This is a genomic window from Paraburkholderia sp. J12 (genome assembly GCF_905220215.1).
GTDB lineage: Bacteria > Pseudomonadota > Gammaproteobacteria > Burkholderiales > Burkholderiaceae > Paraburkholderia.
In genome coordinates this window covers 170,780-191,506 of sequence record NZ_CAJMZC010000009.1, presented here as the reverse complement: position 1 = coordinate 191,506, position 20,727 = coordinate 170,780, and the positions used below count along the sequence as shown (strand labels likewise).

The following is a 20,727-nucleotide window of genomic DNA, read 5'->3' as shown; positions in this document are numbered from 1 at the left end:
TCACAATGCCTCAAATCGTGGTGCTGCCCCATGTCGAACTGTGCCCGGAGGGCGCGGTGATCGAAGCGAAGCCGGGCGAGAGCGTGTGCGACGCGCTGCTCGAGCACGGCATCGAGATCGAGCACGCATGCGAGAAGTCGTGCGCGTGCACGACCTGTCACGTGATCGTGCGTGAAGGCTTCGACGCGCTCGAGCCGTCCGAGGAAACCGAGGATGACCTGCTCGACAAGGCATGGGGTCTGGAGCCGACCTCGCGGCTGTCGTGCCAGGCGCTCGTGCCGAAGGACGACGACCTGGTGATCGAGATTCCGCGTTACTCGATCAATCACGCGAAGGAAAACCACTAAGCCCGAAGAGGAGCGCGCAGCCATGAAATGGACCGATGTGCAGGACATCGCGGTGGCACTGACCGACACGCATCCGGAAGTGGATCCGCAATACGTGCGCTTCACCGATCTGCATCGCTGGATCACGGAGCTCGAAGGCTTCGACGACGATCCCGAGCGCTCGAACGAGAAGATCCTGGAGGCGATCCAGGCGGCGTGGATCGAAGACGCCGGCTATTGATATTGAGCGGATGGATGACTGCGTCCCGGTGGGCGCAGCCGCTTGCAGGGCGTAAAAAAGGCGATTCGCTCATTGAGTGAATCGCCTTTTTGTTTGCTCGGCTTGCTACGCGCATCTCCACGCGTCAGACGCCGCCTCAGGTCGCGATCAGGTCGCGACGAGCGTACCGTTCTCCACGCGCACGCGCTGGCCTTGCTGGAACGGCGGCGCTTCGTGGTACGTGAAGTAGCGCAGCTTGCCGCTTTCCATGCGCACGCGCACCGAGTAGCTCGTGCTGCTGCGCAGGTGCTTCTCGACCGAGTTACCGGCAACGCCGCCGCCGAGCGCGCCGAGCAGCGTCATGGCGGTGCGTCCGCCGCCCGCGCCGAACTGGTTGCCGATCAGGCCGCCGGCCACCGCGCCGCCCACGGCGCCGATACCGGTGCCATGGCCTTCATGCTTGACGGCCGAAATCGCCACGACCGTGCCACACGATTCGCATGGCGCCGGGGCCGGTTGCGCATCCTGGGCATCTTGCTGCGGTTGCTGGGCATATTGCGGTTGTTGCTGCGCCGGGGCGCCCGGCGCGACTGGCATCGGTTGTCCCGCTTGTTGCTGTGGTTGCTGCAGTTGCTGCGCGGTCGGCTCCGCTGGCGCCGTGTTCTGCGCGACCTGCGCGTTTTCGCCTTGCGGGGCCGGCGCTGGCTGCGTCGAATCGACCACAGGCTGCGAGGCCATCATGGCCGTCTGGCCGGTCTGGGTCTGGGCGTTCTGTTCGCTGCTGCTCGACGCCTTCGGGAAGACGCCCGTGATGGCGGCCGTGGCCGCGAGGCTCGCGACGATGACGGCCGCAGCGGCCGCGGCGATCAGGGGATGCAGACGCTTGCGTGAGGTATTCGGATCGGGTTGATTCATGATGGGCTCCGTCTTCAGCAGAGTTGATGTTTATGAGACAGAGTCTGAGCCAGAACGATTCCCGGCGAGTTTCAATTTGTAACCCCGGCCCAGTGCAGCGGCCTTGCGCCTTGGCGCAGGCGGGCGGCGAGGCGCATGGATGCTTGTTCTGACGAATCGGGTGGGGGCCGGCTGCGGGTTTCGACCCCAGCAGCTTTTACCGATGGTTACAAACAGAATGCAAGCGGGAAGGGCATCCGGAGCCGCAAAGCCCCAAAACAAAGGGCGCATGCGGCGTGAACCGCATGCACCCCATGGGCGCGACCGCTAAGCGGTAAGCAGCGCGACTTAGTCTTCGCGGCGCAGGTGCGGGAAGAGGATCACGTCGCGGATGCTCGGGCTGTCGGTCAAGAGCATCACGAGACGGTCGATGCCGATGCCGCAGCCGCCCGTCGGGGGCATGCCGTACTCGAGCGCGCGGATGTAGTCGGCGTCGTAGTACATCGCTTCCTCGTCGCCGGCGTCCTTCTGCTCGACCTGTTTCTTGAAGCGCGCGGCCTGGTCTTCCGGATCGTTCAGCTCCGAGAAACCGTTGGCGATCTCGCGGCCCGTGATGAAGAGCTCGAAGCGTTCCGTGACGCCCTGCTGCGTGTCCGAGGCACGCGCGAGCGGCGACACTTCCACCGGATAGTCGATGATGTAGGTCGGCTCCCAGAGCTGCGATTCGGCTGTCTCTTCGAAGAGCGCCAGTTGCAGCGAACCCACGCCGGCGTTCAGGAACGCGGGCTGGTTCGTGTCCACGCCGAACTTCTTGAGCTCGCTGCGCAGGAACGCGGTGTCGGCCAGTTGGGCGTCGGTGTAGTTCGGCGCGTACTTCTGGATCGCCTGCGTGATCGTGAGGCGATGGAACGGCTTGCTCAGGTCCAGCTCGCGGCCCTGGTAGGTGAGCACGGCCGTGCCTTGCGCGTCGACGGCGGCCTGGCGGATCAGCGCTTCGGTGAAGTCCATGAGCCACGCGTAGTCGGTGTACGCGGCGTAGAACTCCATCATCGTGAATTCCGGATTGTGACGCGGCGAAACGCCTTCGTTACGGAAATTCCGGTTGATCTCGAACACGCGTTCGAAGCCGCCCACGACGAGGCGCTTCAGATACAGCTCGGGCGCGATGCGCATGAACATCTGCATGTCGAGCGCATTGTGGTGCGTGACGAAAGGCTTGGCCGCCGCGCCGCCCGGGATGGGGTGCAGCATCGGCGTTTCGACTTCCATGAAGCCGGCGTCGGCCATGAAGCGGCGCACCGACGAGATCGCCTTCGTGCGCGAGACGAAGGTGTTGCGCGACTCGGGCGTGACGATCAGGTCGACGTAGCGCTGGCGGTAGCGCGTTTCCTGGTCGGCGAGGCCGTGGAACTTGTCCGGCAGCGGGCGCAGCGCCTTCGAGAGCAGGCGCAATTCGGTGCAGCGCACCGACAGCTCGCCCTTGTTCGTGCGGAACAGCACGCCTCTCGCCGCGACGATGTCCCCCAGGTCCCACTTCTTGAACGCTTCGTAGGTGGCGTCGCCCACGTCGGCGGGCGTGATGAAGAACTGGATCTGGCCCGAGCCGTCGCGCACGGTGGCGAAGCTCGCCTTGCCCATCACGCGCTTGAGCATCATGCGGCCGGCGATCGCCACTTCGAGCGGCTGCGCTTCGAGCGCGTCCTTGTCGGTTTCGGCGTAGTCGCGCTGCAGGTCGGCGGCGTGGTGGGTGGGGCGGAAGTCGTTCGGATAGGCGACGCCCGTTTCGCGCAGCGCGCGCAGCTTTTCGCGGCGCTCGGCGATGATCTGGTTGTCGTCCAGGTCGGGCGCGGCGCTGGCCGCAGTCGGCTGGGTCGGTTCGGTCATGTTGGCTCGGATTCGGTGATACGGCGATGTTGCGGATTTCGTGGTGCCCGCGCGGCGCGCCGTGCTGCACGGGCGCCTGCCGGCGATGCTTGCGCGACTCTAGCGCGATTTTGCCCGGATTTTGCCCGATTTTTGCCGGGCGTTTGTCCGGGGCGCGCCGGACTGCGGCGAACGCGCTACGTTCTTCGCGGGGCGCCGGGGCAGGGCGCGGTGCGCGCCGCCCCGGAAATTGCGATGCGTGAGCGGGCCGGGGCGCCCGAGGATACCCCGGGGCCGCGGCGGCTTACACGCCCTGTTTCAGGCTTGCGCTGATGAAGTCGTCGAGATCGCCGTCGAGCACGGCTTTGGTGTTGCTGATTTCGACGTTGGTGCGCAGATCCTTGATGCGGCTGTTGTCGAGCACGTAGGAGCGGATCTGGTGGCCCCAGCCCACATCCGACTTGCCCGCTTCGAGCTTGTCCTGCTCCGACTGGCGCTTGCGCATTTCGGCTTCGTACAGGCGCGATTTGAGCATCGCCATGGCTTCGGCGCGGTTGCGGTGCTGCGAGCGGTCGTTCTGGCACTGCACGACGATGCCCGACGGAATGTGCGTGATCCGCACGGCGGAGTCGGTCTTGTTGATGTGCTGGCCGCCCGCGCCCGAAGCGCGGTAGGTGTCGATGCGCAGATCGGCCGGATTGACCTCGATCTCGAACGAGTCGTCGATCTCCGGATACACGAACACCGACGAGAACGACGTATGGCGCCCGCCCGACGAATCGAACGGCGACTTGCGCACGAGGCGGTGAATGCCGGTTTCGGTGCGCAGGAACCCGTAGGCGTATTCGCCCTCGACCTTTATCGTCGCGCTCTTGATGCCGGCCACGTCGCCTTCGGACTCTTCGAGCACTTCGGTCTTGAAGCCCTTGCGCTCGCAGTAGCGCACGTACTGGCGCAGCAGCATGGAAGCCCAGTCGCAGGCCTCGGTGCCGCCCGCACCCGCCTGGATGTCGATGAAGGCGTTGTTCGGGTCGGCCGGATTCGCGAACATGCGGCGGAACTCGACGTCGGCCACGCGCTTCTCGATGGCGGCGGCGTCGGCCTCGCAGGCGACGAGCGTGTCTTCGTCGTCTTCTTCGCGCGCCATCTCGAAGAGGTCCTGCGCATCGCGCGTGTCGTTCTCGATGCCGTCGAGCACGTGCACCACGCCTTCGAGCAGCTTCTTTTCCTTGCCGAGACCCTGGGCGTGCTTCGAGTCGTTCCAGACGTTAGGGTCTTCGAGTTCGCGGTTGACTTCGATCAGTCGCGTGGACTTGGCATCGTAGTCAAAGATACCCCCGTAGCTCGCCCGCGCGTGCGCGCAGGTCGGCCAGAGAGGCTTCGATCGCGTTGAGACGTTCCGCTTCCATTTGTGTCGTGATCCGGGGCGTAAAACCTTGAATTATAGCCGATTGGGCCGTCGTCAAGGCCGGCTTTACGGTCTCAGTCCGCCGCGTGCTCCACCACGAGCTGCACCCGCGACACGCCGTTCCAGGTGTCGCGCACGAGCCGGTAGGCCACGGTGGTGTGCTGCGGCAGCGGCTCGGTGTGGTTGAACCAGATGGCGTTAAAGCGCTGGCGGCCGCGCAAAAGCTGCAGCTTCAGATGCTTGTCCTTCACGAGCGCCTGCGAAGCCACTTCGAATTCCCCCGCGAACACGGGCGCCGGGAAGCCCTGGCCCCAGACCGCCGCATCGAGCATTTCGACGAAATCGGGCGTGAAGTAGGCGTCTTCGAGATCGCCGTCGGTTTCCACGGTGCGTGCGAGCGCCTCGGCCGAGAGCCATTCGCGGCCCACGCGCTCGAAGGCGTCGGCAAAGCGCGGCACGTCGGCGGCGGCGAGGGTCATGCCGGCCGCCATCGCGTGGCCGCCGAACTTGTGGATGAGGCCGGGCTCGCGCTTCGAGATCAGGTCGATGGCGTCGCGCAGGTGGAAACCGGGGATCGAGCGGCCCGAGCCCTTTACGAGTTCGCCGCCTTCGTCGGCGGGCGCGAACGTGAACGACGGGCGATGGAACCTCTCCTTCAGCCGCCCCGCGACGATGCCGATCACGCCCTGATGCCAGCCCGGATTGAACAGCGTGAGCGTGGCCTTGCCTTCGGGATCGACGTCGGCGAGATCGGCGAGGGCCTGCTGCTGCATGCCCGCCTCGATTTCGCGCCGCTCGCGGTTCATGCCGTCGAGCTGCTGGGCGAGGGCCCAGGCGCGGCCCACGTCGTCGGTGGTCAGGCACTCGATGCCGAGCGACATGTCGGAGAGGCGCCCCGCGGCGTTCAGGCGCGGCCCGAGCGCGAACCCCAGATCGAAGCCGGAGGCGCTGCGCGCTTCGCGGCCCGCGGCCCGGAAGAGTGCGGCGATGCCGGGCTGCATGCGGCCGTTGCGGATGCGCTGCAGCCCTTGCGCCACGAGCACGCGGTTGTTGCAGTCGAGCTTCACGACGTCGGCGACCGTGCCGAGCGCGACGAGATCGAGCAGGCCGTCCAGACGCGGCTCGGGCCGGCCGTCGCCGAATACGCCGCGGCGGCGCAGTTCCGCGCGCAGGGAGAGCAGCACGTAGAACATGACGCCCACGCCCGCGATGCACTTGCTCTCGAAGTCGCAGCCCGGCTGGTTCGGATTGACGATGGCGCGGGCGGCGGGGAGCGTGTCGCCGGGCAGATGGTGGTCGGTCACGAGCACGTCGATGCCGAGTGCGTTCGCGGCTTCCACGCCCTCGACGCTCGCGATGCCGTTATCGACCGTGATCAGCAGGTCGGGCCGCCCGCCCGGCTGCTTCGCCGCGAGCGCGACGATTTCGGGCGTGAGGCCATAGCCGTACTCGAAGCGGTTGGGGACGAGGTAGTCGATCCGGGCGCCGAGCATGCGCAGCCCGCGCACGGCGACGGCGCAGGCGGTGGCGCCGTCGCAGTCGTAGTCGGCGACCACCAGCATGCGGCGGTTCGCTTCGAGCGCGTCGGCGAGCAGCGCGGCGGCGGCGTCGAGGCCCTTCATGCCGGCGGGCGGCATCAGGCGGCCGAGGCCGGTTTCGATCTCGTCGGGCTGGCACACGCCGCGCGACGCGTAGAGGCGCGCCAGCACCGGATGCAGGCCGTGACGGACGAGGGCTTCGGCGTCGGCGGGGGAACAGGCGCGAGTGACGATTCGGGTCATGCGGGACGGCTTCGGTTGGGTTTATTCGATGAAAAGCGACGCGAGCACACGGCGCCGCCAGAATTTGCGCAGGTCGGCGCGCGTGATCGACAGATCGACCGAGCCCGTGTCGCCGCATAGCGTGAGGTCGAGCGCGGCGAGCTGGCCTGTCTGCAGCGCGGCGAGTGCGGGGGCGAACCAGTCGCGCTCGAGTGCGGCGAACGCGGCGTTCCAGCGCCCCCAGTCCTGCTGGATGAAGGGTGCCGAAAACGGGTCGAGCTCGACGAGGGTCGTGCCGGTCTGGTTTGCGTTTTCTGCCGACGTTGCCCACGCGGCGAACGAGGCGGGAGCGCTGTCTACACCGGCGCCTGCGGCCAGCGCGAGGCCGCGCGTGGCGGCCGCGTCCGAGCGCACCTGCGCAAACGGGCTCTTCACCGGGCGCAGCGTGCCTTGCGCATGGAACCAGATGGAATTCACGGCGGGCAGGCCGTGCGCCTCGCGGGCTTCGTTCACCGGATGCTCGAACCAGGCCATTTGCACCTCGTTCTGCACTTTCATCCAGGCGCGCGAACGCTGGCCCGAGCCCGCTTCGTGCGGCAGCCAGATTTCGATGTTGCGCCCGCTCGCGCGCAGCGGCGAAGCGCCGGCCAAGGTGCCGAAGATGTCGCTCGAGAGATACCAGCGCCGCGGCGTCGGCGCCTCGACGCGCACGCCCAGTTCCTCGATGAGCGGCTTCGCCACGGCGTAGAGCGTGGCGGCATCGGCATCGGCCAGTTCGAGCGAGGCGGGATCGATCAGCACCAGATGGTCGTGCGCGATGCGCACGTGCACGGGCTGGATACAGGCCCAGGTGGCGTCGCCGGGCGTGCCGCCGTCGGCGAGCAGCATGTAGGGCGCGAGCGGGGCTTCGTCGTCGGCGGCCGCCGGGTGGGAGGCACGCGAATCGGCCGTGCCGAATCGCTTCGCGACCCAGCGCTCGTGCGGCAGCGTGCGCTGGAAATCCTCGCCGATTACCGCCCCGCCGGCCGTGGCGCGGGCAACGAGCTTGTCGAGCGCCGGTGTGTCGAGCCCCGCGAGCGCTGTCGAGGCCGCTGCGGCGGAAGGCAGCGCGAAGGGGAGAAGCAGGTGGAGTCGGTCGGCGGGCATGATGGGCCGAATTGTACTTCGGCGCTTCGTCCATCGGGCGCTCCGCTCGGGTAGTCCGGCGGGGTGTCGCGGGAAATCGGGCACTTGTGGGGGAAATCCGGCTCGAAACCAAGGAGCGGCGAAGGCGGATGAAAGGGCCTTACGGCGCGCAAAAACGGCACAAGGGGCCCTATGGCCCGCCAGTGTGGCAAACTTCGCGCTTGATCGCAGCGGCACGGACGCGGGATACCGCCCCCGGAGCGGTCAGGGCGACCCGGCCGGCAACGCGCCGGGTGGCGCCTCAAGACGCTGCGGCGTACCAATCGGGCCGCAGCAGCCGCACAACGAAGACGCAGACAAGGACACGCTTGAAACTTCCCTACGAATGGCAGATAGGCTGGCGCTACACGCGCGCCGGCAAGCGCACGACCGGCAACGGTTTCATCTCGTTCATCGCGCTCGTCTCGATGTCGGGCATCGCGCTCGGCGTCGCGGCGCTGATCGTCGTGCTCTCGGTGATGAACGGTTTCCAGCGCGACGTGCGCGATCGCATGCTCTCGGTGCTCGCGCATATCGAGATCTTCTCGCCCACGGGTTCGATGCCCGACTGGCAGTTGACCGCGAAGGAGGCGAAGACCAATCGCGAAGTGATCGGCGCCGCGCCCTACGTGGATGCCCAGGCGCTGCTCACGCGCGGCGACAGCCTGTCCGGCGTCGCGCTGCGCGGCATCGAGCCGTCCGAAGAACCGCAGGTCTCCGATATCGACAAGGAGATGAAGGCGGGCAGTCTCAACGATCTCACGCCGGGTAGCTGGAACATCGTGCTGGGCGCCGATCTCGCGTCGAGCCTCGGCGTCCAGGTGGGTGACAAGGTCACGCTCGTCGCGCCCGAAGGCTCCATCACGCCCGCGGGCATGCTGCCGCGCCTGAAGCAGTTCAATGTGGTGGGCGTGTTCGAGTCGGGCCACTACGAGTACGACAGCACGCTCGCGCTCATCAATATCCGCGACGCCGAAATCCTCTATCGTCTGCCCGCGCCCAGCGGCGTGCGGCTGCGTCTGAAGGACATGCAGCGCGCGCCCGAGGTAGCGCGGCAGTTGACGCACACGCTCTCGGGCGACCTCTACATCCGCGACTGGACGCAGCAGAACAAGACCTGGTTCTCGGCCGTGCAGATCGAAAAGCGCATGATGTTCATCATCCTCACGCTCATCATCGCGGTCGCGGCGTTCAATCTGGTTTCGTCGCTCGTGATGACCGTCACCAACAAGCAGGCCGATATCGCCATCCTGCGCACGCTCGGCGCGCAGCCGTCGTCGATCATGAAGATCTTCTTCGTGCAGGGCGTGACGATCGGCTTCGTCGGTACCGGCCTCGGCGTCGCGCTGGGCTGTCTGATCGCGTGGAGCATTCCGTGGACCGTGCCGGCCATCGAGCATGTCCTTGGCGTGCAGTTCCTGCCGCCGTCCGTCTATTTCATCAGCGAGCTGCCCTCGGAACTCGTCGCCTCCGACGTGATCCGCATCGGCCTGATCGCGTTCGTGCTGTCCGCGCTCGCGACGCTTTATCCGAGCTGGCGCGCGGCCAAGGTTCGTCCTGCGGAGGCACTGCGTTATGAATGACCGTCAATCGATCCTCGCCGCCGCGGGCGATTATCCCTATGTGCTCGAAGCCCATAACGTCTCCAAGACCTTCGGCCAGGGCGGCTTGCAGGTGGAGGTGCTCAAGCACACGGAACTGAAGGTGCGCCGCGGCGAAAAGCTCGCGATCGTCGGTGCCTCGGGCTCGGGCAAGAGCACGCTGCTGCACGTGCTGGGCGGCCTCGATGAGCCCGGCGCGGGCAATGTTTCGGTGCTCGGCAAGCCGTTTACCGAACTCTCCGAGCGCGAGCGCAACGACCTGCGCAACCGCGCGCTCGGCTTCGTCTATCAGTTCCACCATCTGCTGCCGGAGTTCACGGCGCTCGACAACGTGGCGATGCCGCTGCGCATTCGCCGTCTGCCGCAGGAAGAGGCGCGCGCCGCCGCGCTCGCGACGCTCGACCGCGTGGGGCTTGCGCACCGCGCGAAGCATCGTCCGGGCGAGCTTTCGGGCGGCGAGCGGCAGCGCGTGGCGATCGCGCGCGCGCTCGTGACGAAGCCCGCCTGCGTGCTGGCGGACGAACCCACCGGCAATCTCGACGGCAATACCGCCGACACTGTGTTCAACCTGATGCTCGAGCTGTCCGACTCGTTCGATACGAGCTTCGTGATCGTCACGCACGATCCCGACCTGGCGGCGCGGTGCGATCGCACCGTGCGCCTGCGCGACGGCATGCTGTACGAGGAGCCCGTCGTACCCGTCTGAGGCGCATGCCATGTGGATCGACACGCACTGCCATCTCGACGCCGCCGAATTCGACGCCGACCGCGACGCGGTCGCGGCGGCGGCGCGCGCGGCGGGCGTGTCGCGCATCGTCATTCCGGCGGTGGCGCGCGCGAACTTCGCGACGGTGCGCGCGCTCGCGCATCGCGTGGAAGGGGCGGTGTACGCGCTCGGGATTCATCCGCTTTACACGCCGGGCGCGCACGACGAGGATCTCGATGCGCTGCGCGCAGAGATCGAAGCGAGCCTCGACGATCCGCGCTTCGTCGGCATCGGCGAAATCGGTCTCGACTATTTCGTGCCGGGACTCGACGACGCCCGGCAGCAGCACTTCTACGACGCCCAGCTGAAGCTCGCGCGCGCATACGGACTGCCGGCGATCTGCCATGTGCGCAAGTCGCAGGATCAGGTGCTGAAGGGCCTGCGCCGCAATGGCGTGCACGGCGGCATTGCGCATGCGTTCAACGGCAGCTTCCAGCAGGCGCGCGCCTTCATCGACCACGGGATGCATCTGGGCTTTGGCGGCAACGTCACGTTCGAACGGGCGCTACAGATCCGGCGGCTTGCGGAGCAACTGCCGCTCGACGCGATCGTCATGGAAACCGATGCGCCCGATATCTCGCCCGCCTGGCTCTATCGCGAGCGCAACACGCCGGACCAGGTGCCGCGCATCGGTGCGGTGCTGGCCGGCTTGCGCGGCCTCGCGCCCGGCGAACTTGCCCTTGGCACAACGGCTAACGCTGCGGCGGCGCTGCCGCGGCTCGCGCTTTCGTCTGCATAATCGGTTGCAAGGCGGCGCGCATTTGCGACTGTCGCGCCGGTTGCGTCGTTTCCCTTTTTTGAACTCATCGCACCCGTAAAGCCGCCTCGATCGAGGGAGGGCGTATGCGGGCCGTATGGGGAGGATTTGCGCTGGGCGTTTTCTGCCTGCAGCAACAGGCGGCGCTGCCGGGATGGCGCGGCTGGATCGCGCTGGCTTTGATGCTGGCCGGCGCAGGCACGTGGGCAGTGTGGACGCTCGTGCGTACCGCGGATGGCGACGGCGATCCCGCGCAGGATGGCGTGCAGACGTACGACGCGGCGCTTCGTGCCACGCGGCGCCTGAGCGGCTGGCTGGCCGTGTGGCTGGCGGCTGCATGCGCGGGCTTTGGCTATGCGGCATGGCGTGCCGATCTGCGCCTTGCCGAAGCGTTGCCGCTCGACTGGCAGGCGCGCGATATCGAGGTGAGTGGTTATGTGGCCGGCTTGCCGGCCTTGAGCACGAACAGTGCGCGTTTTCTCTTCGCCGTGCAGTCGTGGGGCGCGCAAGGCGCTGCCGCGCCTCTTCCGCGCATCGTCCAGCTCGACTGGGTGGCGCGCGGTGCGCCGCTGCCGTCACTTGTTCCCGGTGCGCGCTGGCGTTTGCCGGTGCGGCTCAAACGCCCGCACGGCGAGGGCAACTTCGGCCTTCGCAATGCCGGGGTTTCGTTGCTCGAGCGCGGTGTTCGTGCGACCGGTTATGTCAGCGACGCCGGGCATGCGCGACGCCTGCCCGGCGAGGAGCATGGCCTCGGTGTGCTGATCGGACGCTGGCGCGCACGGCTGCGCGCGCGTATCGATACGGTTCTGGCCGGGGCGCCGCATCGCGGCATCGTGGTCGCGCTTGCAACCGGCGCGCAGGATGCGGTCAGCGACGACGACTGGCGTCTCATGCGCAGCACCGGCACGAGTCATCTGGTCGCGATCTCGGGGTTGCATCTCGCGTTCGTGGCGGGGCTGGCCGGCTGGGCGGCGGGCGCGCTCTGGCGGCGCGTGCGCTGGCGCGGCGTGGAGGCGCCGCTCATCCTCCCCGCCCAGAAAGTGGCCGTGGCCGGCGCGTTCTGCGCGGCCACCGTTTATGCCGCACTGGCGGGGTTCAACGTGCCCGTGCAGCGCGCGCTCTGGATGCTCGCCGTGACCGCGCTCGCGCTCCTGAGCGGGCGCAACGTGGCGCGCTCGCAGGTGCTGGCGTGGGCGCTCGGCCTCGTGCTGATCCGCGATCCGTGGGCGGTGACGGCGGCGGGATTCTGGCTCTCGTTCTGTGCTGTCGCAGCCATTCTCTTCGCGGCATCCGGCGTGCCGAAAGTGCGCAGTCCGGAACGTGCCGAGGCCATGCCCGATCGGGGCGATCCAGTTGATCCGATGAGCGACGCTGACGCCGCGCGGCAAGCCACCCTCAAACGACGTTTCCTGGCACGCGCAGCCGATGTCACCCGCCGCACCGGTTCCAGGCTTGCCGACGGTGCACGCGTGCAATGGGCGGTTACGGTGGCGCTCGCGCCGCTCACGGCCCTCTGGTTCGCACAGATTCCGCTGATCGGCCCGTTTGCGAACGCCGTGGCAATTCCGTTCGTGAGCATGCTGATTACGCCCACCGTGCTGCTGGGCGTTGTGCTTCCTGCGCCACTCGACGCCTGCGCGCTGCACTTCGCGCATGCCATGCTCGACCGGTTGGCCGCCATGCTCCGCGGGTTCTCGGTGGTGTCCTGGGCCATGCTGCGCTTGCCGCAACCGGACGCCTGGGCGCTCGCCCTTGCCGCGCTGGGCGTGGCCTGGTGTCTCGCGCCGCGCGGCTGGCCCTTGCGCTGGCTCGGCCCGTTCATGTGGCTGCCGCTCCTCGTGCCCGCGCCCACGGGGCCGCCGCCCGGCGCGTTTCGCTTCACGGCGCTCGATATCGGGCAGGGCAACTCCGTGCTCGTGGAAACCTCGCACCACGCGCTGCTGTTCGATACCGGTCCCGGGCCCGAATCGACCCACGCGGGCGAGCGCATCGTCGTGCCTTATCTGCAGGCGCACGGCGTGCTGCGGCTCGACACCTTGATGGTGAGCCACGACGATTCCGACCATTCGGGCGGCGCTCCCGCCGTGCTGGACGAAATTGGCGTAGGCAGCTTCGTCGCAGGCATTTTGCCGGCGCATCCGCTGTGGGACCACGCGCGCCGCGTCGGGGCGCAGACGATCCAGTGCGCCGCAGGCCAACGCTGGCACTGGGATGGAGTCGATTTCGAGGTGCTCTGGCCGGACCCGGGGCCGCTCGTCGGCAAGCCGAACGCGCATTGCTGCGTGCTGCGGGTTTCGACGGCGGCGCAGGGTGCTTCCGGCGTCCCGGCGTCCGCGCTGCTCACGGCCGACATCGAAGCCCCCGAAGAACGCACGCTCGTGACACGTTCGCGCGCCCAGGGTGGGGCCCGCGTCGAGCTGCGTGCCGATGTGCTGCTCGTGCCGCACCACGGCAGCCGCACCTCCTCGACTGAACCGTTCCTCGACTCTGTCGTGCCGCGCGTGGCGATATTTCAGGTAGGCTATTTGAATCGCTTCCATCACCCCAATCCGGGCGTGTTCGCGCGCTACGCTTCGCGCCACATCGTCCTCGCGCGCAGCGATGCGGACGGTGCCGTGCGCATCGAGGTCGGCCCCGGCGGTTTGAGCGTCGAGCGTTATGGCGACACGCAGCGCCGCTACTGGATGGACGCGGCCGATGAATGACGCCGCAGAGGCGGCGCCCGCTCGTGCCTCGGCGCGCCCGCGCGCCGGCAACAGCGTGCATAACGAATACGGAGACCACAGGCCTTTGAAGAACGTCATCCACTTTTCCCACGCCAACGGCTTTCCCGCCTCGATTTACCGGACGTTCTTCGCCGAACTGGGCGACAGCTACGAGTTGCGCTACGTCGAGCGCTTCGGTCACGACGCGCGTTTTCCGGTCACGCGGGACTGGCCGCATCTCGTCGATCAGCTGCTGGAGGACATCGGCCGCAGCTACGAGCACCCGGTGTGGCTCGTCGGCCATTCGCTGGGCGGCTATCTCTCGCTGATGGCGGCGCTGAAAAAGCCGCAGTGGGTGCGCGGCGTGGTGATGCTCGACTCGCCGGTGATCGCGGGCTGGCGCAGCAGCATGCTCATGATGTCGCAGTGGACCGGGCTCGACGAGCATCTCTCGCCCGCGGCCGCCACGCGCACGCGCCGCACCACGTGGGCGAACCGCGACGAGGCGTGGCGGCATTTCCATTCGAAGCCCGCTTTCGCGCGCTGGGACGAGCGCGTGCTGTCCGACTATATCGACTTCGGCATTCCTCAGACCTCGGCCGACGGCACGCGCACGCTCGCGTTCGACCGCCGCACCGAGTACCTGATCTACCGCACGTTGCCGCACACGCTCGGCACGCGGCTCGCGCACGGCTCGCCGGTGCCGGTCGGCTTTGTCGCCGGCACGAAGTCGAAGGAGGTTCGCCAGGTGGGGCTCACCGCCACGCAGCGCATTGCCGGCGAGCGCTTCGAGTGGATCGAGGGCAGCCATCTCTATCCGATGGAGCGGCCCATCGAAACGGCCCGCGCGGTTCAACGCCTGCTTTACGCCATGGATAGCGGCGACTGAACGGGGCGGGGCGGTGTCGCCGCCCCCGGAGCCGGGCCCGCCGGGACGATCGCCGCCGTCGTTCGACGTACACGCAGCTCGCGCAAAAAGCAGGGTTAGCCCTGCCTTTACGGTATAATCCGTTTTTCCCGCGAGCATTCAGCGATGACCAAATATGTTTTCGTCACCGGCGGCGTAGTTTCGTCCCTCGGCAAGGGTATTGCCGCCGCCTCCCTCGCCGCGATCCTCGAATCGCGCGGTCTGAAAGTCACCCTCCTCAAGCTCGATCCCTACATCAACGTCGACCCCGGCACGATGAGCCCGTTTCAGCACGGCGAAGTGTTCGTGACGGAAGACGGAGCGGAAACCGACCTCGACCTTGGCCACTATGAGCGCTTCATCAGCACGAAGATGCGCAAGGCCAACAACTTCACCACGGGCCAGATCTACGAATCGGTGATCCGCAAGGAGCGCCGCGGCGACTATCTGGGCAAGACCGTGCAGGTCATTCCGCACATCACCAACGAAATCCAGGCGTTCATCGAGCGCGGCGCGGCGTCCGCGACGTGCGGCGAGCCGGACGTCGCGATCGTCGAAGTGGGCGGCACGGTGGGCGACATCGAATCGCTGCCGTTCCTCGAGGCCGCGCGCCAGATGAGCCTGCGCCTTGGCCGCAACAGCGCATGCTTCGTGCATCTGACGCTGGTGCCGTTCATCGCCACGGCGGGCGAGCTGAAGACCAAGCCCACGCAGCACAGCGTGCAGAAGCTGCGCGAAATCGGCATCTATCCGAACGTGCTGCTGTGCCGCGCCGACCGCCGCATTCCCGACGACGAGCGCTCGAAGATCTCGATGTTCTCGAACGTGCCCGAAGACGCCGTGATCTCGGTGTGGGACGCGGACAGCATCTACAAGATCCCGCAGATGCTGCACGACCAGGGGCTCGACTCGATCGTCTGCGACGAACTGAAGCTCTCCGCCAGGCCCGCCGATCTGTCGATCTGGTCGGAAATGGTCGAGAAGCTCGAACATCCGAAGCACGAAGTCACGATCGGCATGGTCGGCAAGTACGTCGATCTGACCGAGTCGTACAAGTCGCTCATCGAAGCACTGCGTCACGCGTCGATCAAGACCTCGACGAAGGTGAACATCGAATACATCGACTCCGAGCAGATCGACGCCGAGGGCGTGGACAGCCTCAAGCACCTCGACGCGATTCTCGTGCCGGGCGGTTTCGGCCGCCGCGGCACCGAGGGCAAGATCAAGGCGATCAAGTATGCGCGCGAAGCGAAGGTGCCGTACCTCGGCATCTGCCTTGGCATGCAGCTCGCCGTGATCGAATTCGCCCGCGACGTGGTGGGTCTGAAGCACGCGAACAGCACGGAATTCGATCCGGACACGCCGGACCGCGTGGTGGCGCTCATCACCGAATGGGCCGACCGCGAAGGCAAGGTCGAGAAGCGCGACGAAGACTCGGACCTCGGCGGCACGATGCGCCTCGGTTCGCAGCGCTGCCCGATCAAGCCCGGCACGATGGCCGCCGAGATCTATGGCAAGGACGTGAACGAGCGTCACCGTCACCGTTATGAAGTCAATAACGGCTACGTGCCCCGGCTCGAGGCGGGCGGCCTTATCATCAGCGCCCGTACCCCGACCGAAGACCTGCCCGAAATGATGGAACTGCCGCGCGACATGCACCCGTGGTTCGTCGGCGTCCAGTTCCACCCGGAATTCACGTCCACGCCGCGCGACGGTCATCCGCTCTTCAAGGCGTATGTCGAAGCGGCACTCGCGCACCAGCTCTCGCGCGCCGAGGAGAAAGCATGAATCTGTGCGGTTTCGAGGTTGGCCTCGACAAGCCGTTCTTCCTGATCGCGGGCACCTGTGTCGTCGAATCGGAGCAGATGACGATCGACACGGCCGGGCGCCTGAAGGAAATCACCGCGAAGCTCGGCATTCCGTTCATCTACAAGTCGTCTTACGACAAGGCCAATCGTTCGAGCGGCAAGTCGTTTCGCGGCCTGGGCATGGACGAAGGCCTGCGCATCCTCTCCGAAGTGAAGCGCCAGCTCGGCCTGCCCGTGCTGACCGACGTGCACGCGGAAGAAGAGATCGGGCCTGTGGCATCGGTCGTGGACGTGCTGCAGACGCCCGCGTTCCTGTGCCGCCAGACCGACTTCATCCACGCGTGCGCACGCTCGGGCAAGCCGGTCAACATCAAGAAAGGCCAGTTCCTCGCGCCGCACGACATGAAGAACGTGATCGACAAGGCACGCGAGGCCGCGCGTGAAGCGGGTCTTTCCGAAGACCGCTTCATGGCCTGCGAGCGTGGCGTTTCGTTCGGCTACAACAACCTCGTCTCCGACATGCGCTCGCTCGCGATCATGCGTGAGACCGGCGCGCCGGTCGTATTCGATGCGACCCACTCGGTGCAGTTGCCGGGCGGGCAGGGCACGAGTTCGGGCGGCCAGCGCGAATTCGTGCCGGTGCTCGCGCGCGCGGCCGTGGCCACGGGCGTGGCGGGTGTGTTCATGGAAACGCACCCGAAGCCTGCCGAGGCGAAGTCCGACGGTCCGAATGCCGTGCCGCTGAATCGCATGGCGGATCTGCTCGAAACGCTCGTGACGCTCGACCGTGCGGTCAAGCGCGCGCCGTTCCTCGAGAACGACTTCAACTGACTGGCGTAGATCTCGCGCAGATCTCTTGCCGTCAGCGCAGTAAGCAGTGCGCGCCGCTTCGATGGATTGCATGAACGGCGCGATGGAGGAGCAGCGCGGTGCCAGGGCCGAACGCGCAGCGGATGTCACACAGGGGCATCATGCTGTGCGAACAACGGCCCGTGCCCCGCGTCGATGTATTCGATGTAAAAAAGGCAGCGTGGCAGTGCAGCGGCCAGGGATCGAACCCAACCCGCGCATTGCGGCAAGTTGAACCCGACGACCGCGCCGCCTGTCCCACGTGACGGTGTGCCCGAGGGTGTGTCCCGAGCGGATGGACCCGAGGCGAGCGTAGACGGTGCGCGCTTTTCGTCGGCAAAGAATTACTGTCATTTCCTGAGGAAACCATGAGTGCAATCGTAGATATCATCGGTCGCGAGATTCTGGATTCGCGCGGCAATCCCACCGTCGAATGCGACGTGCTGCTCGAATCGGGCACGATGGGCCGCGCAGCGGTGCCGTCGGGCGCGTCGACGGGCTCGCGCGAAGCGATCGAACTGCGCGACGGCGAAGCCGGCCGCTACAACGGCAAGGGCGTGCTGAAGGCTGTCGAGCACATCAACACCGAAATCTCCGAGGCGATCATGGGCCTCGACGCGTCGGAACAAGCCTTCCTCGACAAGACCCTGCTCGAGCTCGACGGCACCGACAACAAGTCGCGCCTCGGCGCCAACGCGATGCTGGCCGTTTCGATGGCCGTCGCCAAGGCCGCCGCTGAAGAAGCCGGCCTGCCGCTGTACCGCTACTTCGGCGGCTCGGGAGCGATGCAATTGCCGGTGCCGATGATGAACATCGTCAACGGCGGCGCGCACGCGAACAACAGCCTCGACATTCAAGAATTCATGATCGTGCCGGTGAGCCAGCCGACCTTCCGCGAAGCGCTGCGTTGCGGCGCGGAAGTGTTCCATGCGCTCAAGAAGATCCTCTCGGATCGCGGCATGAGCACGGCCGTGGGCGACGAAGGCGGCTTCGCACCGAACTTCGGCAGCAACGACGAATGCCTCTCGACCATCCTGCAAGCCATCGAGAAGGCCGGCTACCGCGCCGGTGAAGACGTGGTGCTCGCGCTCGACTGCGCGGCGAGCGAGTTCTACCACGACGGCAAGTACCAGCTCGCGGGCGAAGGCCTGCAACTGTCGTCGGCCGAATTCGCCGACTACCTCGCCACGCTCGCCGACAAGTTCCCGATCGTCTCGATCGAAGACGGCATGCACGAGTCCGACTGGGCCGGCTGGAAGCTCCTGACCGACAAGCTCGGCAAGAAGATCCAGCTCGTCGGCGACGACCTGTTCGTCACGAACACGCGCATCCTGAAGGAAGGCATCGAGAAGGGCATCGCCAACTCGATCCTCATCAAGATCAACCAGATCGGCACGCTGACGGAAACCTTCGCCGCCATCGAAATGGCCAAGCGCGCGGGCTACACCGCCGTGATCTCGCACCGCTCGGGCGAAACCGAAGACTCGACCATCGCGGACATCGCCGTCGGCCTGAACGCCGGCCAGATCAAGACCGGTTCGCTCTCGCGCAGCGACCGCATCTCGAAGTACAACCAGCTGCTGCGCATCGAAGAAGATCTCGGCGATATCGCCAGCTACCCGGGCAAGTCGGCGTTCTACAATCTGCGCTGATTTTGCGCTGATTTGTGTCGATCGCCGGCAGACGTCGGCAGCAGCCTTGCTGACTCCCTTCGATTCCGTTCTCCGCCGCCCTGCGTCTAGCGCAGGGCGGCGTGTATTTATCCGGCACCTTTCATGCGGCTTGTCACTGTCGTTTTGATCATCCTGCTGGCGCTGATCCAGTATCCGCTCTGGTGGGGCCACGGCGGCTGGTTGCGCGTGCACGAACTGCAAGGGCAGCTTGCCGCGCAGCTTAAGCAGAACGACGACGAGAAAACGCGCAACGAGCGTATCGCGGGCGAAGTGCAGGATCTGCAGAACGGCACGGCAGCCGTCGAGGAGCGGGCGCGCTACGAGATGGGCATGGTCAAGGACGGCGAGGTATTCGTGCAGTTCGTCTCGCCGAACCAGCCGCTGCCCGCGCCGGTGGGGTCGTCGAATACGTCCACGCGGGGCGTGATGTCGGATGCGCCGGTGAAGGTGGTGCCGAATCCGGTGTCGCGCGTGCCCGACAAGAAGCACGCGCATGCAGCGAAGGATACGAAGAAGAAGGCGGGCTGAGATCCCGACAGTCCCAAAGAAAAAGCGCGGCATAGGCCGCGCTTTTTTTTCGATGCCGACGACGTCGTGACGTCTTACCAGCCCCAACCCCAGCCGGGTCCGTAGCCGACACCCGTTCCCCACCCATGGCCCCAGCCGCCGCTGTAATAGCTTCCGGACACGGTGACGGGCGGCGTGTAGTAGCGCGACCAGGCTTCGGCCGCCGCCTCGGCGGCGATCGCGCGGTTCTGGTCGGCCATCACCTGGCGGTCGATGGCGTCGTAGCGTTCGCGCTCTTCGGGCGTGAGCGGCTGCGCGCCGGTCGAGACGCCCGACTGGTCCGCGGGCAGGCGGCTATAGATCGGCGACGGCCCCGGCGGTTCCAGCGTGCAGCCGCTCGTGAGCGCGATGCCCGCGCCGAGCAGGGCCAGCATGGCCGCCGCCGTGACGCGTGCCCCCGTGAAGTTCGTGTTCTTCTTCATGCTTCTCTCCCATCGGTCGTACGCCTAAGCAACTGCCGGCCGGACCGCACTGCGTTCAGTGCCGCTGGTCGGCTGCGGGGGCGACTCCCTCTGAGAGCCCCGGCGCGCTGAAAAGTTGCGCCACGTCCACGGGGTCGAACTCATAGCGCTGGTTGCAGTAGTCGCAATGAATCTCGACATGGCCGCGCTCTTCGATCACGCCGTCGATTTCCTCGCGGCCCAGCATCTTCAGCATCGCGCCGACCTTGCCGCGCGAGCAGGTGCACTGGAAGCGCGTCTGCACGGGCTCGAAATGGCGCACGTTCTCCTGCCAGAAGAGGCGGCGGAACAGCGTTTCCGATTCCTGTTCGAGCAGTTCTTCCCGCGACAACGTGCCGCCGAGCGTGCACACGCGTTCCCACGTGTCGGTATCGAGTTCGTTCTCGTGTGGCACGATGCCGCCGTCGCCCGGCAGCTTCTGGAGCAGCATGCCCACGGCGCGCTCGCCGTTGGCCGCGAGCCACAGGCGCGTGTCGAGCTGCTCCGAGTGGTGCATGTAATGCTCCAGCACCTCGGCGATCGAAGCGAGCGGGCCGTCTTCGTCGTTCAGCGGCACGATGCCCTGGTAGGGCTGCTGGCCCGGCTGCTTGCTGGCCGGATCGAGCGTGATCACGCAGCGGCCCTTGCCGTTCGGATTGATGAGTCCCGCGAGCGTGGTGTCGGCGGGCAGGGCTGCGGCCTCTTCGGGCGTGAGGCCATCGGCGAGCCGCGCGGTCGCGCGCATCGAGAGATCCGAGCCGCACTGCACGACCAGCATCCGCACGGGACCGTCGCCGAAGATCTGCATGATCAGCGTGCCGTCGAACTTGAGGTTCGCCGAAAGCAGCGCGCACGCGGCCATCATTTCGCCGAGCACGGTCTGCACCGGCGCCGGATAGCGGCGCCGCGCGAGCACCTCTTGCCACGTGCTGCGCAGCGAGACGATCTCGCCACGCACCGGCGCGGCGCTGAACATGAATTTCTGCAACTGGTCGTTCACAATCTTTTCCTTCGTTTCG

General features: G+C 66.7%; 18 protein-coding genes. 11 read left to right on the top strand and 7 right to left on the bottom strand.

Going from position 1 to position 20,727, the window contains the following annotated elements:
- Positions 1–5 precede the first annotated feature (5 nt).
- Both fdx and iscX read left to right on the top strand, forming a co-directional pair.
- Positions 6–347 (top strand): ISC system 2Fe-2S type ferredoxin, encoded by a 342-nt coding sequence (gene fdx / locus U5760_RS20140; protein ID WP_028224423.1) that lies wholly within the window; start codon positions 6–8, stop codon positions 345–347.
- Between the two features lie 22 nt (positions 348–369).
- Positions 370–567: a Fe-S cluster assembly protein IscX gene (iscX, locus tag U5760_RS20135; RefSeq protein WP_322014038.1), complete on the top strand. Its 198-nt coding sequence runs from the start codon at positions 370–372 to the stop codon at positions 565–567.
- A 147-nt stretch (positions 568–714) separates the two neighbouring features.
- Here the strand turns inward: iscX and U5760_RS20130 are convergent, their stop codons facing one another.
- The 5 genes from U5760_RS20130 to U5760_RS20110 all read right to left on the bottom strand — a co-directional run bounded on the left by U5760_RS20130 (position 715) and on the right by U5760_RS20110 (position 7,629).
- Complete coding sequence (locus tag U5760_RS20130; RefSeq protein WP_322014037.1) at positions 715–1,461, bottom strand: glycine zipper 2TM domain-containing protein; 747 nt, start codon at positions 1,459–1,461, stop codon at positions 715–717.
- Positions 1,462–1,788: 327 nt separating this feature from the next.
- Positions 1,789–3,324: a lysine--tRNA ligase gene (lysS, locus tag U5760_RS20125; RefSeq protein ID WP_322014036.1), complete on the bottom strand. Its 1,536-nt coding sequence runs from the start codon at positions 3,322–3,324 to the stop codon at positions 1,789–1,791.
- A 283-nt stretch (positions 3,325–3,607) separates the two neighbouring features.
- Positions 3,608–4,712 (bottom strand): peptide chain release factor 2 gene (prfB, locus tag U5760_RS20120; RefSeq protein WP_156966893.1). Its coding sequence is split into 2 segments (ribosomal slippage): positions 3,608–4,630 and positions 4,632–4,712, totalling 1,104 coding nucleotides; the frame shifts between segments, so codons are not numbered across the junction.
- Between the two features lie 73 nt (positions 4,713–4,785).
- Positions 4,786–6,492, bottom strand: a complete 1,707-nt coding sequence (gene recJ / locus U5760_RS20115; RefSeq protein ID WP_322014035.1) for a single-stranded-DNA-specific exonuclease RecJ — start codon at positions 6,490–6,492, stop codon at positions 4,786–4,788.
- 21 nt (positions 6,493–6,513) lie between these two features.
- A complete protein-coding gene (locus tag U5760_RS20110; protein ID WP_322014127.1) occupies positions 6,514–7,629 on the bottom strand; it encodes a regulator in 1,116 nt (371 codons plus the stop codon).
- 335 nt (positions 7,630–7,964) lie between these two features.
- Between U5760_RS20110 and U5760_RS20105 the strand changes: the two genes are divergently transcribed.
- The 9 genes from U5760_RS20105 to ftsB all read left to right on the top strand — a co-directional run bounded on the left by U5760_RS20105 (position 7,965) and on the right by ftsB (position 19,229).
- Positions 7,965–9,218, top strand: a complete 1,254-nt coding sequence (locus U5760_RS20105; RefSeq protein ID WP_322014034.1) for a lipoprotein-releasing ABC transporter permease subunit — start codon at positions 7,965–7,967, stop codon at positions 9,216–9,218.
- Entirely contained in the window at positions 9,211–9,942 is a 732-nt protein-coding gene (lolD, locus tag U5760_RS20100; protein ID WP_322014033.1) for a lipoprotein-releasing ABC transporter ATP-binding protein LolD, read from the top strand. The genes U5760_RS20105 and lolD overlap by 8 nt, the downstream gene beginning before the upstream one ends.
- A gap of 10 nt (positions 9,943–9,952) precedes the next feature.
- Positions 9,953–10,741, top strand: a complete 789-nt coding sequence (locus U5760_RS20095) for a TatD family hydrolase (protein ID WP_322014032.1) — start codon at positions 9,953–9,955, stop codon at positions 10,739–10,741.
- 104 nt (positions 10,742–10,845) lie between these two features.
- Positions 10,846–13,464 (top strand): ComEC/Rec2 family competence protein, encoded by a 2,619-nt coding sequence (locus tag U5760_RS20090; RefSeq protein ID WP_322014031.1) that lies wholly within the window; start codon positions 10,846–10,848, stop codon positions 13,462–13,464.
- An 85-nt stretch (positions 13,465–13,549) separates the two neighbouring features.
- The gene (locus tag U5760_RS20085; RefSeq protein ID WP_322014126.1) at positions 13,550–14,353 is read left to right on the top strand and encodes an alpha/beta hydrolase; all 804 of its coding nucleotides are present in this window, start codon (positions 13,550–13,552) and stop codon (positions 14,351–14,353) included.
- A 144-nt stretch (positions 14,354–14,497) separates the two neighbouring features.
- Positions 14,498–16,159 (top strand): CTP synthase, encoded by a 1,662-nt coding sequence (locus U5760_RS20080; protein WP_322014030.1) that lies wholly within the window; start codon positions 14,498–14,500, stop codon positions 16,157–16,159.
- Positions 16,156–17,010 carry a 3-deoxy-8-phosphooctulonate synthase gene (kdsA, locus tag U5760_RS20075; protein ID WP_322014029.1) on the top strand — a complete coding sequence of 285 codons (855 nt, stop codon included), beginning with the start codon at positions 16,156–16,158 and terminating at the stop codon, positions 17,008–17,010. Before U5760_RS20080 ends, kdsA begins: the two co-directional genes overlap by 4 nt.
- Before the next feature lie 386 nt (positions 17,011–17,396).
- Entirely contained in the window at positions 17,397–18,680 is a 1,284-nt protein-coding gene (gene eno / locus U5760_RS20070; RefSeq protein WP_322014028.1) for a phosphopyruvate hydratase, read from the top strand.
- A 123-nt stretch (positions 18,681–18,803) separates the two neighbouring features.
- Positions 18,804–19,229 (top strand): cell division protein FtsB, encoded by a 426-nt coding sequence (ftsB, locus tag U5760_RS20065; RefSeq protein WP_322014027.1) that lies wholly within the window; start codon positions 18,804–18,806, stop codon positions 19,227–19,229.
- Between the two features lie 74 nt (positions 19,230–19,303).
- Here the strand turns inward: ftsB and U5760_RS20060 are convergent, their stop codons facing one another.
- Both U5760_RS20060 and hslO read right to left on the bottom strand, forming a co-directional pair.
- Positions 19,304–19,642 carry a hypothetical protein gene (locus tag U5760_RS20060; RefSeq protein WP_322014125.1) on the bottom strand — a complete coding sequence of 113 codons (339 nt, stop codon included), beginning with the start codon at positions 19,640–19,642 and terminating at the stop codon, positions 19,304–19,306.
- A gap of 103 nt (positions 19,643–19,745) precedes the next feature.
- Complete coding sequence (hslO, locus tag U5760_RS20055; protein WP_322014026.1) at positions 19,746–20,708, bottom strand: Hsp33 family molecular chaperone HslO; 963 nt, start codon at positions 20,706–20,708, stop codon at positions 19,746–19,748.
- Positions 20,709–20,727 lie beyond the last annotated feature (19 nt).

Coding starts and splice junctions, on each gene's coding strand:
- eno (WP_322014028.1), top strand. CDS start 17,397: ATGAGTGCAATCGTAGATATCATCGGTCGCGAGATTCTGGATTCGCGC.
- U5760_RS20130 (WP_322014037.1), bottom strand. CDS start 1,461: ATGAATCAACCCGATCCGAATACCTCACGCAAGCGTCTGCATCCCCTG.
- U5760_RS20080 (WP_322014030.1), top strand. CDS start 14,498: ATGACCAAATATGTTTTCGTCACCGGCGGCGTAGTTTCGTCCCTCGGC.
- U5760_RS20095 (WP_322014032.1), top strand. CDS start 9,953: ATGTGGATCGACACGCACTGCCATCTCGACGCCGCCGAATTCGACGCC.
- U5760_RS20090 (WP_322014031.1), top strand. CDS start 10,846: ATGCGGGCCGTATGGGGAGGATTTGCGCTGGGCGTTTTCTGCCTGCAG.
- ftsB (WP_322014027.1), top strand. CDS start 18,804: ATGCGGCTTGTCACTGTCGTTTTGATCATCCTGCTGGCGCTGATCCAG.
- recJ (WP_322014035.1), bottom strand. CDS start 6,492: ATGACCCGAATCGTCACTCGCGCCTGTTCCCCCGCCGACGCCGAAGCC.
- lysS (WP_322014036.1), bottom strand. CDS start 3,324: ATGACCGAACCGACCCAGCCGACTGCGGCCAGCGCCGCGCCCGACCTG.
- kdsA (WP_322014029.1), top strand. CDS start 16,156: ATGAATCTGTGCGGTTTCGAGGTTGGCCTCGACAAGCCGTTCTTCCTG.
- lolD (WP_322014033.1), top strand. CDS start 9,211: ATGAATGACCGTCAATCGATCCTCGCCGCCGCGGGCGATTATCCCTAT.
- fdx (WP_028224423.1), top strand. CDS start 6: ATGCCTCAAATCGTGGTGCTGCCCCATGTCGAACTGTGCCCGGAGGGC.
- iscX (WP_322014038.1), top strand. CDS start 370: ATGAAATGGACCGATGTGCAGGACATCGCGGTGGCACTGACCGACACG.
- U5760_RS20060 (WP_322014125.1), bottom strand. CDS start 19,642: ATGCTGGCCCTGCTCGGCGCGGGCATCGCGCTCACGAGCGGCTGCACG.